Genomic DNA, 15522 nt, shown 5'->3' on the forward strand with positions numbered 1-15522 from the left:
TGAAGGCACTTCGCTACGCTCAGCGGCAGGCTTCGACTTCGCTCAGCCCGAACGGCTTTTGAAGCTCAATCTTCATCGAATAGGCCAGCGAGCTGCTCCACCATCGTCCCGCCCAATTGCTCGGCGTCCATGATCGTCACCGCGCGCTTATAATAGCGGGTCACGTCATGGCCGATGCCGATTGCGACCAGTTGCACGGGTGACCGGTTCTCGATCCAGTCGATCACCTGCCGCAAATGGCGCTCCAGATAGGTACCACTGTTCACCGACAGGGTGCTGTCATCCACCGGCGCGCCGTCGGAAATCACCATCAATATGCGGCGCTCCTCATTGCGGGCGATCAAACGGCTATGCGCCCAGAGCAGCGCCTCACCGTCGATATTTTCCTTCAGCAGCCCTTCGCGCATCATCAGGCCCAGATTCTTGCGCGCCCGCCGCCACGGCTCGTCGGCCTTCTTATACACGATATGGCGCAGGTCGTTGAGCCGCCCCGGCATCGGCGGTCGCCCCGCGGCCAACCACTCCTCGCGCGCCTGTCCGCCCTTCCAGGCCCGCGTGGTAAAGCCTAAAATCTCGGTCTTGACCCCGCACCGTTCCAGCGTGCGCGCCATGATGTCGGCGCTGATCGCCGCGATGCTGATCGGTCGCCCGCGCATCGACCCTGAATTGTCGATCAGCAGCGTCACCACCGTGTCGCGAAATTCGGTATCGCGTTCGATCTTGTAGGTCAGCGACCGGGTCGGGTCGATGATGACCCGCGCCAGCCGCGCCGCGTCCAGCATCCCCTCATCCTGGTCGAAATCCCAGGAGCGTGATTGCTGCGCCATCAACCGCCGTTGCAGCCGGTTGGCAAGTTTCGTCACCGCCCCCTGCAGGCTGACGAGTTGCTGGTCGAGGAAGCCGCGCAACCGCACCAGCTCCTCCTCATCGCACAGCTCGTCGGCGGTGACGATCTCGTCATGCTTGAGCGTATAGGCCTTATAGTCAAAGCCCGGCGGCAGGTCGGATATCGGCCGGTTGGGGCGGACCGGCATCATGCCTTCCTCGCCCATATCGTCCGCGCCCGCATCGCTGTCGGCGTCGAACTCGTCGCTATATTCGGTCTCGCCGTCCTCGGTGTCGCCGCCCTGATCCTCGGCGCGGGCCTCGGCATTGACGTCGCTGCCGCCGGACTCGTCCTGCCCCGAATCGCCGTCCTCCGACTGCTCCTCATCCTCGTCGCCCTCATCCTGGGCTTCGGGTTCGTCGGTATCGGGCGGCACATCGGCGTCGATCAGCTGGAGATGTTCCAGCATCGCGGTGGTCAGCTTCTGGAAGGCGCGCTGGTCGTCGATCGCCAGCGCGAGCGCGTCCAGATCATGCCCGGCCTTGTCCTCGATCCACTGCTCCACCATCGCGACGCCCGCCGCGACGTCCTTCGGGATCGCCTGTCCGGTCAGCCGCTCGCGCACTTTCAGCGCCAGCGCGGTGGACAGCGGCACCTCGTCCGCCGACCGCGCCCGGCGGATCGCATCGGATTTCAGCCGCAGGTCGAGCGCATGGTTGAGGTTGGCGCGCACCCCCTCCATCTGCCTAGAGCCAATCGCCTCGACCCGCGCCTGTTCGACCGCATCGAACACCGCCCGCGCCACCGCCTCGCCCGGCGCGGAGGCTGCATGGATCTTCGCGCTATGATGCCGCAATTTCAGCGCATTGGCGTCGGCAAAGCCCCGCGCCAGCGCCACCTGATCGGCGGGCAGGGTGCGCGCCGGTGTCGGCACCTTGATCGCCTTGCCCGCCAGATGCGGCGCATCGGCGGTAAAGCCCACCTCCACCTCAGCATCGCGCGCCATAGACCGCGCCGCGCCCGACAGCACGTCTTTGAAGGCATCGAGGGGGGAGCGTTCGGTCATCGGGCGTCCTGTATGCGGACAGGATCAGCAGCGATCGCCACTTACCCCGCCTTCCCCACCACGCTCTCCGGCAGATCCTTGCCGAACACGCGCTGATAATATTCGGCAACCAGCGCCCGTTCCGCCTCATCGCACTTGTTGAGGAAGGACAGGCGGAACGCGAAGCCGACATTTTTGAAGATCAGCGCATTTTGCGCCCAGCTGATCACGGTGCGGGGCGACATGACGGTCGAAATATCGCCGTTGATGAAGCCCTGCCGCGTCAGTTCGGCGACCTTGATCATATTTTCGACTTCCTTGCGGCCGCCCTCATGATCATATTCGCCGGACTTGGCCAGCACCACCTGCGCCTCGGTCGCGGCGGGCAGATAATTGAGCGCCACGACCAGATTCCACCGGTCCATCTGGCCCTGGTTGATCTGCTGCGTCCCATGATACAGGCCGGTCGTATCGCCCAGACCCACCGTATTGGCGGTCGCGAACAGGCGGAAATAGGGGTTGGGGCGGATCACGCGATTCTGGTCGAGCAACGTCATCTTGCCGTCCGTTTCCAGCACGCGCTGGATCACGAACATCACGTCGGGGCGGCCCGCATCATATTCGTCGAACACCAGAGCGACCGGCCGCTGCAACGACCAGGGGAGCAGGCCTTCCTTGAATTCGGTAACCTGCTGCCCGTCTTTCAGGACGATGGCGTCGCGTCCGACCAGATCGATGCGGCTGATATGCGCGTCCAGATTGATGCGGATGCATGGCCACTTCAGGCGCGCGGCGACCTGCTCGATATGGCTCGACTTGCCGGTGCCATGATAGCCCTGCACCATGACGCGGCGGTTGAACGCGAAGCCCGCCAGAATCGCCAGCGTGGTGTCGGGGTCGAACACATAAGCGGGGTCCAGGTCCGGCACCCGCTCGTCGGCTTCGCTGAAGGCGGGAATTTGCATGTCGACGTCGATGCCGAACACATCGCGGGCGTCCACGAACCGGTCGGGGGCATCCATCAGCGTTTCGGCGCGCGTGTCGGGCTGAACGTTGGAAATATCAGTCATCGGGTCATCATCTTCCTGCGAGTCACGCCAGCCGTAGAGCCTTTCCACAAGAGCGGAAATGCTCTTTGCTTTTGATTTCGCATTTTCCGAGCCGTTGTCCGTTACCGGCCAACTCGAAAATGCTCTAGCCGATCCATCGCGGCCGTGTCGATAGAGTGGGGGCAAGGATGCGCCGGATCAAGCGGCCCATTCGGCCAGATTGGCCTCCTGCCCGATCAGTGCCAGCCCATGCGCGATCGATGTGAGTTCGCCCCCGGTCGCAATCCGATCCGCCCCGAAACGTGCATCGAATATCCCCCGTATCGCCGGGATCAGCGACGATCCGCCGGTCAGGAACACCCGGTCGATGGCGTCCGGCGTCACCCCCGCGGTCGCCAGCGCCTTGTCCACTGTTGCCTCGATCCGGGCGATATCGGGCGCGATCCAGCGCTCGAAATCTGTACGGCTCACCTGCGTTTCGATCTCCAGCCCGCCGCCGGCAAAGCGGAACGCTGCGCTCTCCTGCGCCGACAACGCCCGCTTGAGGCTCCCCACCGCATCATAGAGCGGATAGCCCAGTTCCTTCTCGATCACCGTCATCATCCGCCCGATCGCGGCGGGTTCATCGGCGGACTTCTGCAACCGCGCCAGCTCGTCCATCGTCCGCCGGTTGCGCATCAGCGCGAGGCGCGACCAGTCGGCAAAGTCGGCAAAATAGCTGCGCGGTATCTCCAGCGTCTTGCCGAACGACTGGTAACTGCCGCCCTTGCCCAACATCGGCAGCACCAGATGGTCCAAGATCCGATAGTCGAACCGGTCGCCCGCAATACCGATACCCGCCGACCCCAAGGGCGTCGCCCGCCGCGCTGCGCCCGGTGCCTCCACCCGCACGATGGAAAAATCGCTGGTGCCGCCGCCGAAATCTGCGACCAAAATCGTCGCGGCCTGGGTCAAACGGCTGGCATAGCTGAACGCGGCGCCCAACGGTTCATAGACATAATGGATGTCGGTGCCGAATCCGGCAAACATCGCGTCATAGCGTTTGCGCGCCAGCGCCTCGTCAGGCCGCGACCCGGCATAGGTTACCGGCCGCCCGACGATGATCCGCTCCGGCCTCTGGTCCAGTGCGCCGCCAGCATGGCCGACCATGCAGTTCAAGAACATCGCCCCCAGTTCCTCGAAGCGATAGCGCTTCTCGAGTATATTGGCGCTCTCGAAGATCGGGCTGGCCGCGACCGATTTGAACGACTGGAGGAAGCGGCTATCCTCTGGATATTCCATATATTCCGCGATCGCCCACGGCCCCGCCTCATGCGCCAGCCCGCCCTTGACGCCTTCCTCATGCCAGAAACAGAGCGCCGACCGGAACACCGCGCCGGTCGCTTCCTTGCCGGCAAATTCGACCAGATCGGACTGCAGGCCTGTGGCGATGGCGACGACGCTGTTGGTCGTGCCGAAATCTAGGCCCAGCGCGCGCGGCACGTCCTGCATGATCTGTCTCCGGGGAAGGGGGCCGCGCCCTATGGCATCGCCGCCGCATCAGGACAAGGCTGTCCTACACGGTCCTATGCTGCCATGCTCGAACCTGCTCTTTCCCATCGTCGATCGCGACACACGAAACGTAATGAAATTACGTAATTGCGCATGAAAATGTCGCATTTGCCGGGAAATATGCGAAGTTAAGCGAAAATCGCGGCCTTTTTCAAATGGCTATAGGCCTCGATCACGGCCTGCAACGCGCTTTCATGGCTGCGGTCGCCGCCATTATGGTCGGGGTGATAGCGGCGCAGCAACTGGGTATAGCGAGTGCGCAGCGCCTTGCGGTCGGCGTCGATCTCCAGCTCCATGACGCGCAGCGCCTTGCGGTCCTCGGCCGACAGGAATTTCCCGTCCTGCCGCATCTGCGCATCGGCCCGTGCCTTGGCCACCCGCTCCTTGAACTTCGCCCCGATGGCGTCGAGCGGGTCGGAGAAATCCGACCATTTGGGCGGCGGGCTGTGCGCGTTGGAGGAGAAAGCGCGCGTCTCCCGCTCCCACCCGGCAAAGGGGCGCTGGGCGGCGGCGATTTCCTCCGGCGACATGCCGGTGAAGAAATTATAGCCCTGATTGAACTCGCGCACATGGTCCAGGCACAACCAGCGCCAGCGCGGCCCCTCATCACCGGGGCGGGCGCTGCCCTCCAGCGGCGGCGCACGGAACTCGCCCGCTTCCGGGCAGCCGGTCACCCAGCAGGGGCGGTCGCCCTCCACCCGGCCATGAAAGCGGTTGAAGCGGCGGGTCGAGAAAGGGTCGGTCGACAAAACTGTCCTGATGCAAGTCGCGGTAAAGCGACTATATAGGCGGCATGACCCAGATTCTGAAAGGCCCAGTGGCCACCGAAATCGAAACGCGGCTGCAAAATGCCCTGACCCCGCAACAACTCGCCGTAATCGACGACAGCGAAAAGCATCGCGGCCATGCCGGGCATGATGGCTCTGGCGAAAGCCATTTCACCGTGGACATCGTGTCGGATCGCTTCACCGGCCAGAATCGCGTCGCCCGCCAGCGCATGGTCAATGCCGCGCTGGCCGACCTGCTGCGCGACAAGGTCCATGCGTTGGCCATCAAGGCGCGCGCACCCGGAGAAGCCTGATGACGATGGACGATCTCATCATCCAGACGATCACGCCCACCACCCATGATCTGGGCGATTTCAAGGTTCACCGGTCGCTGCCCGCCAAGGGACGCACGATGGTCGGCCCGTTCATCTTCTTCGATCAGGCGGGGCCAGCCAAGATCGGCGCGGGGCAGGGCATCGATGTCCGCCCCCATCCGCACATCAATCTCGCCACCGTCACCTATATGTATGAAGGCGCCTTCTTCCACCGCGATTCGCTGGGGACAGAGCAAATTGTCGAGGCGGGCGCGGTCAATCTGATGACGGCGGGCAAGGGCATCGTCCATAGCGAACGATCGCCCGATGAGGAGCGCGCCAAGCTCTCCAAGCTGTCCGCCATCCAGACCTGGCTGGCGCTGCCCGACCGCCAAGAGGAAATGGACCCGGCGTTCGAGCATGTCGGCGAAGGCGGCCTGCCGGTGATCGAGGCGCATGGGGTGCGCGCCCGCGTCATCATGGGATCGCTCTGGGGCGAACGATCGCCCGTCACCACCTATGCCGACACCATCTATGCCGACATCCAGCTGTCGCCCGGTGGCCGCGTGCCGATCGACCCGTCCACCGACGAACGCGCGATTTACGTGTCGGGCGGCGACGCTGCGCTCGACGGGATGATGCTGGCCCCGCAGACGCTCTACGTCCTGCGCCCCGGCACCAGCGCCACATTGATGAGCGTCGATGGGGGCCGCGTCGTCCTGTGCGGCGGCGAAGCCTTCAAGACGCCGCGCCATGTCTGGTGGAATTTCGTCTCGTCCCGCCAGGACCGGCTGATGCAGGCGCGCGAAGATTGGGACGCGCTGCGCTTCCCGCTGATCCCCGGCGACGATCAGGAGTTTATCCCGATCCCGCAGGGAAGGCCCAAGACGGTCAGCTATCCTTAGAGCACGATGACTTTACCTTGACCCGTTCGTTTCGAGCGAAGTCGAGAAACCGCGCGCGACCGTTTCTCGACTTCGCTCGAAACGAACGGAGGCTGGAGTTTCAACCTGAAGTCATCAGGCTCTAAAATCAGAAGCTACTGCACAAAGGTCAGCGACAGATTCTCGGCGTTCTTGGGAATGTCGATCCGGCTCTCATTAATCGAGGCTTCCTCGCCCGGCTTCAGGCGGTTCTTGTCCGCTTTGGTGGTCCAGCTGAACACCAGCCGGTTCTGCTGGTCGCGCAACTGCACCAGCACCGGCGGCACCGGCAGCGCCTGCGTTCCGCTGTTGACGATCCGCGCGCCGAACGCGAAATATTCCTCGCCCGTCGGCAGCTTGCGCCGTTCGGCCGGCTTGGACAGATAGAAGAGCAGATCAGGATCGCCCTCTTCGGCCACCAGCCCCAGGCTGACCGCCCATCCGGGAGGACCGAAATAATAGAAGGCTCCACCCGCCGCCGCGACGACCAAGGCAAAGGCGATGGCGGCATAGGTCCACAGCTTGACCGGATTGCGCCGCGGCCTGAACGGCGGCGCGGGCGCGAACTGGCTGTCCTCCCCGGCATCGACCGGCGCACCGGCGTAAATATCGTCGATCCGATTGTCCGCAGGCGCGGCGATCGGTGGTGCCACGGCCGGCGCTACTTCCTCCGGCACAGAGGCCACGGCTTCGGCGGCTTCCGGTGCAGCGACAGGCGCAGGCGGCGCGACTGGTTCGACCGGTGCCGCAACCGGCGGCACCACCACTGGCGCCTCGACCGGCGCGCGCTCGCGCGGCGGCAGGGCGGCTGGTTGCTGGAACCAGCTATGCTTGCACGCGGCACAGCGGACCTGGCGGCCGGCCGGACCGACGGCGCTGTCCGGCACGACATAGCGCGTCGCGCAATTGGGGCACACCAGGATCATGTTGCTTCATAGGCATGGCAGGGACTCGCGCGCAAGCGGTCAACTTGTGTTGACGTCATTCCGTCGCGACTCGCGGTCAGATGCGGGCCGGGCTTTACGGCTGCCTGCCCGCTGTGCCATGGCTGTGGTTCCGGGGAACAGGGAGCGCGCGAGCGCCATATTTCAAGACATGTCGGCCATCGTCCAGTTCGAGAATGTCGGCCTGCGCTATGGTCTAGACAGTGAAACGCTGTCCGACGTCAGTTTCACGCTGGCAGGCGGCGGCTTCTATTTCCTGACCGGCGCATCAGGGGCGGGCAAGACATCGTTGCTCAAATTGCTCTACCTTGCCCAGCGCCCCAGCCGGGGCGTCATCCGCCTGTTCGGCGAAGATGTCGTGACCCTGCCGCGCAAACGCCTGCCCGGCTTTCGCCGCCGCATCGGCGTGGTGTTTCAGGATTTCCGGCTGGTCCCGCATCTGTCCGCCTATGATAATATCGCCCTGCCGCTTCGCGTGGCTGGCATGGAGGAGGGGGAGATTGACGCCCCCGTTACCGAGATGCTCAACTGGGTCGGGCTGGGCGACCGCGGGCAGGCGCGGCCCGCGACCTTGTCGGGCGGGGAGCAGCAGCGCGTCGCCATCGCCCGCGCGGTGATCGGGCGGCCCGAAATTTTGGTGGCGGACGAACCGACCGGCAACGTCGACGCGGATATGGCCCGTCGCCTGATGACCCTGTTCGAGGCGCTCAATCGCCTTGGCACCACCATCGTCGTTGCCACCCACGATCTGCCGCTGATCGCGCAGGTGTCGGGCGCGCAGATGATGCGGCTGGACAAGGGACGGTTGGCCGACCCGACCGGATCGCTGCGCTATCCGCCGCGCCAGCAGGGCAGCGAGTGATGGTGTCGCGCGCGGATCGCCGTGCCGCCGCCGCCGCGCGCCATCGCCTGCTGCCCGGTGGCCGCGTGGCGGGGCCGATGCTGTGGATCATCGCGATCATGATGTTCCTGACCGTGCTGGCCGCCGCCGCCGGGTTGGGGTTAGGGGCTGCCGTCCAGTCGATGAGCGCGGACCTTGCCGGACGGGCGAGCGTGCAGGTGGTCGAAGCCAACCCGCAACAGCGCGACCAGCTGGCGGCGCGGGCGCTGACCGCCTTGCGTGGTGCGGACGGGGTGCAGGCCGCCGCCGCAGTCGATCCCGCACTGCTGGCCGACCAGATTCGCCCTTGGCTGGGCGAGGAAGCGACCAGCGGCGACCTGCCGTTGCCCGCTTTGATCGACGTGACGCTGACGCCCGGCGATGTCGATGCAAAGGTCGCGCGGTTGCGCCGCCTGCTCGGCGGGCTGTCGCCCGCCTTGCGGATCGAACCCCATGCCGCCTTCCTGCTGCCGCTGGCCGGTTTGCTGTCGGCGCTCGGCTGGCTGGCCGCCGGGGTCGTGCTGCTCATGACGCTGGCGACCGGCGCGGTCGTGGTGCTGGCGGCGCGCGGCGCGCATGATAGTCATCGCGGCACTATCGAGGTGCTGCACCTGATGGGGTCCACCGATGTCCAGATTGCCCGGCTGTTCCAGCGCCGCATTGGCCTCGACGCGATGCTGGGCAGCGCGCTGGGTTTTGCCTTTGCTGCCTTCGTCATCCTGCTGATCGGCCTGCGCCTCTCGGCAACCGGATCGGAACTGCTCGGCGCGGTGCGCCTGCCCTCGATCAGTTGGGCGGTGCTGGCGTTGCTGCCGGTGGCAGGCGTCATGTTGGCGACGCTGGCGGCGCGCTGGACGGTGTTGCGGGCGCTGGGGCGGGCGCTGTGATCGTCCGGCTGCTCGCCGTCTCGCTGTTGGGCTGGATGCTGGGCTTTGTCTGGTTTGCGATCTTCCTGCCCCAGCCGCTAGACGGGCGGCAGACCGACGCGATCGTCGTGCTGACCGGCGGCGCGGGGCGGATCGACCGGGGCATTGCCCTGTTGCAGGGCGGCGCGGCCAAGCGGATGCTGATTTCCGGCGTCGACCGGTCGGTCCGTCCGGGCGAACTGGCGGCGCAATATCAGACGCCCGAAGCCTTGTTCACCTGCTGCATCACATTGGGCCGCGAAGCGATCGACACACGGTCCAACGCGATTGAAACCGCGCGCTGGCTGGAACGGCGCGATTACAAGACCGTGCGGCTGATCACCACCGACTGGCACATGCGCCGCGCCGCGCTGGAATTGCGACAGGCGCTGCCCGGCCGGGTGGCGATCGTCTATGATGCGGTGCCCAGTCGGCCTAGCCTGACGATGCTGGCGCGCGAATATAATAAATATCTGCTGCGCCGGGCCGCTGCACTTCTTGGCATTTGATGGCATAGCGCTCCGATGATCACCTTGCTGCGCTCCGTCGTCTTTTCGCTCATCTTCTATCCCGGCAGCCTGCTGCTGGTGCTGGCCGCGTTGATATCCAGCAGTTTTTCGCCGCCCACCGTGCAACGTGTGTCGACGGTCTGGGGCTGGTTCCACCGCTATTGCGCCCGCTGGCTGCTGGGGCAGAAGGTGGTGATAGAGGGCGATCTGCCGCTTGGTCCCTATCTCTATATCGTCAAGCATGAATCGATGTTCGAAACGATCGACATGCTGTGCGTGTTCGACCGACCGGTCATCGCCGCCAAGCGGGAGCTGTTCGATATTCCGCTATGGGGGACCATTGCCGACCGTTACGGCTTGATCCCGATCGAACGCACGGCCGGGGCGAGTGCGATGCGGACGTTGCGGACCCGCGCCAAGGAAGCCAATGAAGCCGGAAGGGCGGTCTGCATTTTTCCCGAAGGCACCCGCGTTCCCCATGGCGAAGCGCCGCCGTTACGGTCGGGCTTTGCCGGCCTCTATGCGCTGCTTGGGCTGCCCGTGGTGCCGATTGCGCTCAACAGCGGGCTGGTATCGCCCAAGGGCAGTTTCCTCAAAAAAGCGGGCGTCATCACGTACAAGGTTGGCGAGATCGTCCCCGCCGGGCTGGACCGGCGCGAGGCGGAAGTGCGGGTCCATGCCGCGATCAACGCGCTGAACCCAAAGGCATAGACTCTGATGACTTTAGGTTGAAATCCCAAGATAAAATCATCGCACCCTAATGCGCCCGGCCAAAATCCGGCTTGGCGTCGTCCTGACCCTGTTCTATGATCGATCGGCGGATGGCGCGGGTGTGGGTGAACAGGTTGAACAGCGCGTCGCCATCATTCCAGCGGATCGCCCGCTGGAGCGCTGACAGATCCTCCGAAAAACGCTGGAGCATTTCCAGCACCGCATCCTTGTTGGCCAGGAACACGTCGCGCCACATGGTCGGGTCCGACGCCGCGATGCGGGTGAAATCGCGAAAGCCGCCGGCGGAATATTTGATGACTTCCGATTGTGTCACATTTTCCAGATCGCTGGCCGTTCCGACGATGGTGTAGGCGATCAGATGCGGCAAATGGCTGGTCACCGCCAGCACCAGATCATGATGCGCCGGGTCCATCGTCTCCACGTCCGCGCCGACCCGGCGCCACAGTTCTGTGACGCGCTCGACCGCCACCGGATCGGCATCGGCGGGAGGCGTCACGATGCACCAGCGGCCCTTGAACAATGTGGCAAAGCCCGCTTCCGGCCCGCTATTCTCCGTGCCTGCCACCGGATGCGCCGGGATGATCGTGCGTCCGGGGAGCGCTGCGACCAGTTGCGCCAGCACATCCACCTTGCATGATCCGACATCGCTGATGATCGCGTCGGCGGGCAGATCGTCGGCCAGTTCCGCCGCCGCGGCGCCCATCGCCCGCACCGGCACGCACAGCACCACCAGATCGGCGTCGGTGACCGAAGCCCCCGCCGTGTCGGCAATGTCGTCGCACAGGTCGATCCGCCGCGCGGTGTCCCGCACCGCCGGATCGGCATCATGGCCGGTGACCCGCACGGTCGGCATCTCCGCCCGGATGGCGCGGGCGAGAGAGGAGCCGATCAGGCCAAGGCCGATGATGGTGATGCGGGCGAAAGGCAGCATCGCGTCAGGCCGATTCCGCCATAGCGCGCAATGTGTTGGCGACGGCGCGGGTCTGCGCCTTGGTGCCGATGGTGATGCGCAGGCCGTTGGGCAGGCCTTGGCCTGGCAGCCAGCGGGTGGCATAGCCTTCTTCCCACAATCCCTTCATCGCGGCTTCGGCGGTCAGCTTGCCCTCGAACAGGATCAGCAGGAAATTGGTCTTGCTCGGCACCACGCGCAGGCCGTGGTTGGACAGCGCACCGATTTCGCCCGCCAGCCATTCGCGCCAGCGCGCATTATGGGTGCGGCTCGATTCGACCCAGGCGCTGTCATTGATCGCGGCGATCGCGGCGGCCTGGCCTGCGGTCGTGACGTTGAACGGCGCGCGGATGCGGTGGAGAATGTCGATCACCTCCGCGCTGGCATAGCCCCAGCCGATCCGCTCCGCCGCCAGCCCGTAAATTTTGGAGAATGTGCGGGTGACGAAAACATTGTTGGCGGTCCTGGCCAGTTCGAGGCCACCATCATCCTCGTCAGCGTCCAGATATTCGGCATAGGCCTGATCCAGCACGAACAATATGTCGGGGCGCAGGCCCGCGTGCAGCCGGGCAATCTCCTCCCGGCTGGTCATCGTGCCGGTCGGGTTGTTGGGGTTGGCGAGGAACACGACCTTGGTTTTCTCGGTCACGGCGGCCAGCAGCGCGTCCACGTCGGTCGCATAGTCCTTGTCCGGCGCGATCACCGGGGTCGCGCCGACGCGGCGTGCGGCGATGTCGTAAACGGCAAAGCCATAGCGCACATACAGCACTTCATCGCCCGGCCCGGCATAGGCGCTGGCCGCGATATGCAGCAGTTCGTCCGATCCGGTGCCGTAGATGATCTGCGCCGGGTCCAGCCCATGCACCGCGCCGATCGCCTCGCGCAGCCTGGTCGCGCCCGGATCGGGATAGGTGGCGAGGTCGGCGGTGGCGGCGACCAGCGCGGCGCGCGCGGCGGCACCGGTGCCCAGCGGATTTTCATTGGCCGACAGCTTGATCAGCGGGCGGCCATCATCGGTCGCGGACTTGCCCGGCACATAGGGCGAAATGCCGAGAATCCAGTCCTTGGGAGCGGGTTTTGCAAGTGTCTCTGTCATGGCGACGCGCTTTAGCGGCTTCCGCGCCAAAGGCAAAGCGGCAGTCCAGATTGACAGCGCTCCACCGTGGTCCTAGCCCGGCGCGACCATGGCCAGCCTCTCTATGACAGATGACAGCCGTTTCGGCCTGCGCCGACAGGTTCGGCTTGCCGGGCCTTTGCCGCTGGATAGCGGCGCGGCGCTGGGGCCGGTCGATATCGCCTATGAAACCTATGGCACGCTGAACGCTGACCGGTCCAACGCGATCCTGATCTGCCATGCGCTGACCGGCGATCAATATGTCGCGTCGGACCATCCGGTGACGGGCAAGCCCGGCTGGTGGTGGCGGCTGGTGGGCGAGGGGAAGCCGGTCGATCCGGCGCGCCATTTCATCGTCTGCGCCAATGTTATCGGCAGCTGCATGGGATCGAGTGGCCCGGCCAGCCTGGACGCGGCGACCGGTGCGCCCTTTGCCATGCGCTTTCCGGTGCTGACCATTGCCGACATGGTGCGGGCGCAGGCGATGCTGCTCGACCATCTGGGGGTCAATCGGCTGTCGGCGGTGATCGGCGGGTCGATGGGCGGGATGCAGGCGCTCACTTGGCCGACTTTGTTTCCCGACCGGGTGGAAAGCTGTGTCGTCATTGCGTCCACCGCGCGGCACAGCGCTCAGAATATCGCCTTTCATGAGGTTGGTCGGCAGGCGATCATGGCCGATCCGCACTGGCGCGGGGGGGATTATTATGCCGACGGGCAAGTGCCGAGCGCGGGCCTGGCGGTCGCGCGGATGGCGGCGCACATCACCTATCTGTCCGAAGCGGGGCTGACCGAGAAATTCGGACGGCGCTTGCAGGGACGCGACGCCAAGACGTTCGGCTTCGACGCGGATTTCCAGGTGGAAAGCTATTTGCGTCATCAGGGGCTTAGCTTTGTCGAGCGGTTCGATGCGAACAGCTACCTCTACATCACCCGCGCCATGGACTATTATGACATTGCCGAGGATCATGGCGGGTCGCTGGCCAGGGCTTTTACCGCCAGCCAGGCGCGCTTCTGCCTCGTCAGTTTCGATACCGACTGGCTCTATCCGACGGCGGAATCGCGGATCATCGTCCATGCGCTCAACGCCGGGGGTGCGCAGGCGAGTTTCGTCGAACTCTCCAGCCCGTTCGGCCATGACGCCTTTTTGCTGGAATGTCCTGAATTGAACCGCGTCGTTGACGGCTTCCTGAAGGGCGGGCGGGCGTGAGCGAGCAGTTGCGGCCCGATCTGGCGCTGATCGCGCGCACGGTGCGGCAGGGTGCGCGGGTGCTGGACGTAGGCTGTGGCGACGGCGCGCTGATGGCGGCGCTGCGCGACAATGCCGGCGTCGATGCGCGCGGGCTGGAGATTGACGGATCGAACGTTGCGGGCGCGGTGGGGCGTGGCCTGTCGGTGGTGCAGGGGGACGCGGACACGGACCTGCGCTATTATCCCGACGCCAGCTTCGACTATGCGATATTGAGCCAGACGCTCCAGACGACGCGGCGGCCCGACCTGGTGGTGGAGGAATTGCTACGGATCGGCAGGCAGGCCTTCGTGTCCTTCCCCAATTTCGCCCATTGGCGCGGGCGGATTTCGCTGCTGTGGGGTGGGCGGATGCCAGTGACGCGGCTGTTGCCCGACACCTGGTATGACACGCTCAACATCCATCATGTGACGGTGGACGATTTCCGCGCGCTGGTGAAGGATCGCGGCTGGACCATCGACGGGCAATGGTTCCTGAAAGGCGACAAGGAAACCACCCACGCCAACGCCAATCTGTTCGCCGAACATGCGGTGTTTTTGCTGCGGAAATAGGCGGGTGACCGGGTGATGGATGATCTGTTTTCCGAAACGGCGATTGCAGGGCGGACGCTGTCACGGGAGAATGTCGAAGCGTTGCGGGCAGGACCGCGCCGGCTGGTCGACTGTCAGTTGGAGGAAGCCGACCTGTCCGGCCTGACCCTGTCGGGATGGACGTTCGAGCGATGCGCGCTGCGCAAGGCGGATCTGACCGGCGCAAGGCTGGACCGGACCATATGGACATCGTGCCGCGCGCCCTTTGCCAATTTTACCGGCGCGGACGTGAGTGAGGCGCAGGTGACTGCCTGCGATTTCAACAATAGCAGCTTTCGGCGGGCGGTGCTGATGTCGGCGACGTTCAACAACGCCAAGCTGACGGGCGCGGATTTCACCGACGCCAGGGGTATCGACCTGTCCTTTGTTGAAACGCTGCTGATCAACGCGAAACTGCCGGGTTTCTCGTTTCGCAAGCAGGTGATGACGAGGGTCGATTTCTCGCAGGCGGATCTACGCAAATGCGATTTTCGCCACACGGTTTTCGAGGATTGCAGCCTGCGCGACGCCAATATGGCCGGATCGCGCTTTGACGGCGCGGACTTGCGGTCGGCCGATCTTGGCGGGCTGCGGCTGGTCGATGCAGGGCTGTTCCGGGGCGCGACCATTTCGCGCAGCCAGGCAGGGCAACTGCTGGGCGAACTGGGGCTGAACGTCCGCTAGGACGGGCGCCTCATCCCCGCGCTCCGATCCCCTTTTCGATCAGGGCGTTGGCGATGGCGGCGATTTCGTCGGCCGGGCGGCTGTCGTCCCAGACGCCATAGCGCAGCCCCAGAAACACGTTCATGCCCATAATCGCCCAGGCGTGGACCTCCTCCACATCGGCGCGCACGTCGCCGCGCTCTGCGGCTTTGGCCAGGCGGGTCGTCATGCGGGCGGCGGTATTTTCATAATGGGCACGGTAGGCGGCGGCATCGACAAATTCCGATTCGTCGATGATGCGGTAGATTTCCTTGTGTGACCGGGCGAACTCCAGAAAGCTCAGCAGGCCGATTCTTTCGGCGTCGATGCCGTCGCGCGCCGTTGCGATGCGGGGTGACACATAGTCGCGCACCTGCGTGTTGCCTCATTAAGCGATGTTCCCGAGCGGCATAGCCATTGCCTCACGTAAATGCTCCCTACAGGAGATCACCCTCACGGACTATTCCTTGCGCGACTGGGGGCCGCGCAGCGGAGCC

At 64.8% G+C, this 15522-nt stretch carries 16 protein-coding genes and 1 pseudogene; 9 read left to right on the top strand and 8 right to left on the bottom strand.

Annotation, left to right across the window (positions count from 1 at the left end):
• Positions 1 to 65 precede the first annotated feature (65 nt).
• From cobT to Q0D44_RS11640, 4 genes are all read right to left on the bottom strand, one after another.
• Positions 66 to 1892: a cobaltochelatase subunit CobT gene (gene cobT, locus Q0D44_RS11625; protein ID WP_294136761.1), complete on the bottom strand. Its 1827-nt coding sequence runs from the start codon at positions 1890 to 1892 to the stop codon at positions 66 to 68.
• Between the two features lie 41 nt (positions 1893 to 1933).
• Entirely contained in the window at positions 1934 to 2941 is a 1008-nt protein-coding gene (cobS, locus tag Q0D44_RS11630) for a cobaltochelatase subunit CobS (protein WP_217674173.1), read from the bottom strand.
• A 177-nt stretch (positions 2942 to 3118) separates the two neighbouring features.
• On the bottom strand, positions 3119 to 4411 hold the full coding sequence (locus Q0D44_RS11635; RefSeq protein WP_294136762.1) for an Hsp70 family protein: 1293 nt from the start codon (positions 4409 to 4411) through the stop codon (positions 3119 to 3121).
• Positions 4412 to 4599: 188 nt separating this feature from the next.
• A complete protein-coding gene (locus tag Q0D44_RS11640) occupies positions 4600 to 5220 on the bottom strand; it encodes a J domain-containing protein (protein ID WP_294136763.1) in 621 nt (206 codons plus the stop codon).
• Between the two features lie 44 nt (positions 5221 to 5264).
• Here Q0D44_RS11640 and Q0D44_RS11645 point away from each other — a divergent pair, with 44 nt between their 5' ends.
• Together Q0D44_RS11645 and Q0D44_RS11650 are read left to right on the top strand one after the other, a co-directional pair.
• On the top strand, positions 5265 to 5552 hold the full coding sequence (locus Q0D44_RS11645) for a BolA family protein (protein ID WP_294136764.1): 288 nt from the start codon (positions 5265 to 5267) through the stop codon (positions 5550 to 5552).
• Complete coding sequence (locus Q0D44_RS11650; RefSeq protein WP_294136765.1) at positions 5552 to 6457, top strand: pirin family protein; 906 nt, start codon at positions 5552 to 5554, stop codon at positions 6455 to 6457. Before Q0D44_RS11645 ends, Q0D44_RS11650 begins: the two co-directional genes overlap by 1 nt.
• A 134-nt stretch (positions 6458 to 6591) precedes the next feature.
• Here the strand turns inward: Q0D44_RS11650 and Q0D44_RS11655 are convergent, their stop codons facing one another.
• Positions 6592 to 7401 (bottom strand): zinc-ribbon domain-containing protein, encoded by an 810-nt coding sequence (locus Q0D44_RS11655; protein WP_294136766.1) that lies wholly within the window; start codon positions 7399 to 7401, stop codon positions 6592 to 6594.
• Between the two features lie 169 nt (positions 7402 to 7570).
• On the opposite strand from Q0D44_RS11655, the gene ftsE reads away from it, so the two are divergent.
• The 4 genes from ftsE to Q0D44_RS11675 are packed head-to-tail and all read left to right on the top strand — an operon-like array spanning position 7571 to position 10424.
• Positions 7571 to 8281, top strand: coding sequence for a cell division ATP-binding protein FtsE (gene ftsE, locus Q0D44_RS11660; RefSeq protein ID WP_217674179.1), 711 nt, complete (start codon positions 7571 to 7573; stop codon positions 8279 to 8281).
• The gene (locus Q0D44_RS11665; RefSeq protein WP_294136782.1) at positions 8281 to 9186 is read left to right on the top strand and encodes a cell division protein; all 906 of its coding nucleotides are present in this window, start codon (positions 8281 to 8283) and stop codon (positions 9184 to 9186) included. The genes ftsE and Q0D44_RS11665 overlap by 1 nt, the downstream gene beginning before the upstream one ends.
• Positions 9183 to 9713, top strand: a complete 531-nt coding sequence (locus tag Q0D44_RS11670) for a YdcF family protein (protein WP_294136767.1) — start codon at positions 9183 to 9185, stop codon at positions 9711 to 9713. Before Q0D44_RS11665 ends, Q0D44_RS11670 begins: the two co-directional genes overlap by 4 nt.
• A gap of 15 nt (positions 9714 to 9728) precedes the next feature.
• The gene (locus Q0D44_RS11675) at positions 9729 to 10424 is read left to right on the top strand and encodes a lysophospholipid acyltransferase family protein (RefSeq protein WP_294136768.1); all 696 of its coding nucleotides are present in this window, start codon (positions 9729 to 9731) and stop codon (positions 10422 to 10424) included.
• 46 nt (positions 10425 to 10470) lie between these two features.
• Here the strand turns inward: Q0D44_RS11675 and Q0D44_RS11680 are convergent, their stop codons facing one another.
• Together Q0D44_RS11680 and hisC are read right to left on the bottom strand one after the other, a co-directional pair.
• Complete coding sequence (locus Q0D44_RS11680) at positions 10471 to 11376, bottom strand: prephenate/arogenate dehydrogenase family protein (protein WP_294136769.1); 906 nt, start codon at positions 11374 to 11376, stop codon at positions 10471 to 10473.
• Between the two features lie 4 nt (positions 11377 to 11380).
• Entirely contained in the window at positions 11381 to 12490 is a 1110-nt protein-coding gene (hisC, locus tag Q0D44_RS11685; protein ID WP_294136770.1) for a histidinol-phosphate transaminase, read from the bottom strand.
• 88 nt (positions 12491 to 12578) lie between these two features.
• Here hisC and Q0D44_RS11690 point away from each other — a divergent pair, with 88 nt between their 5' ends.
• From Q0D44_RS11690 to Q0D44_RS11700, 3 genes are read left to right on the top strand one after another with little or no spacing between them, the layout of a single operon-like run.
• On the top strand, positions 12579 to 13715 hold the full coding sequence (locus Q0D44_RS11690) for a homoserine O-acetyltransferase (RefSeq protein WP_294136771.1): 1137 nt from the start codon (positions 12579 to 12581) through the stop codon (positions 13713 to 13715).
• Positions 13712 to 14305, top strand: coding sequence for a methionine biosynthesis protein MetW (metW, locus tag Q0D44_RS11695; protein WP_294136772.1), 594 nt, complete (start codon positions 13712 to 13714; stop codon positions 14303 to 14305). The genes Q0D44_RS11690 and metW overlap by 4 nt, the downstream gene beginning before the upstream one ends.
• A 15-nt stretch (positions 14306 to 14320) precedes the next feature.
• Positions 14321 to 15007, top strand: coding sequence for a pentapeptide repeat-containing protein (locus tag Q0D44_RS11700; RefSeq protein WP_294136783.1), 687 nt, complete (start codon positions 14321 to 14323; stop codon positions 15005 to 15007).
• Between the two features lie 10 nt (positions 15008 to 15017).
• On the opposite strand, the pseudogene Q0D44_RS11705 reads toward Q0D44_RS11700, so the two are convergent.
• A pseudogene (locus tag Q0D44_RS11705) lies at positions 15018 to 15401 on the bottom strand (TetR/AcrR family transcriptional regulator); the annotation flags it as partial.
• Between the last annotated feature and the right edge of the window lie 121 nt (positions 15402 to 15522).

The sequence above is a fragment of the Sphingobium sp. genome (genome assembly GCA_023266575.1).
In the GTDB taxonomy this organism is placed as follows: Bacteria; Pseudomonadota; Alphaproteobacteria; order Sphingomonadales; family Sphingomonadaceae; genus Sphingobium.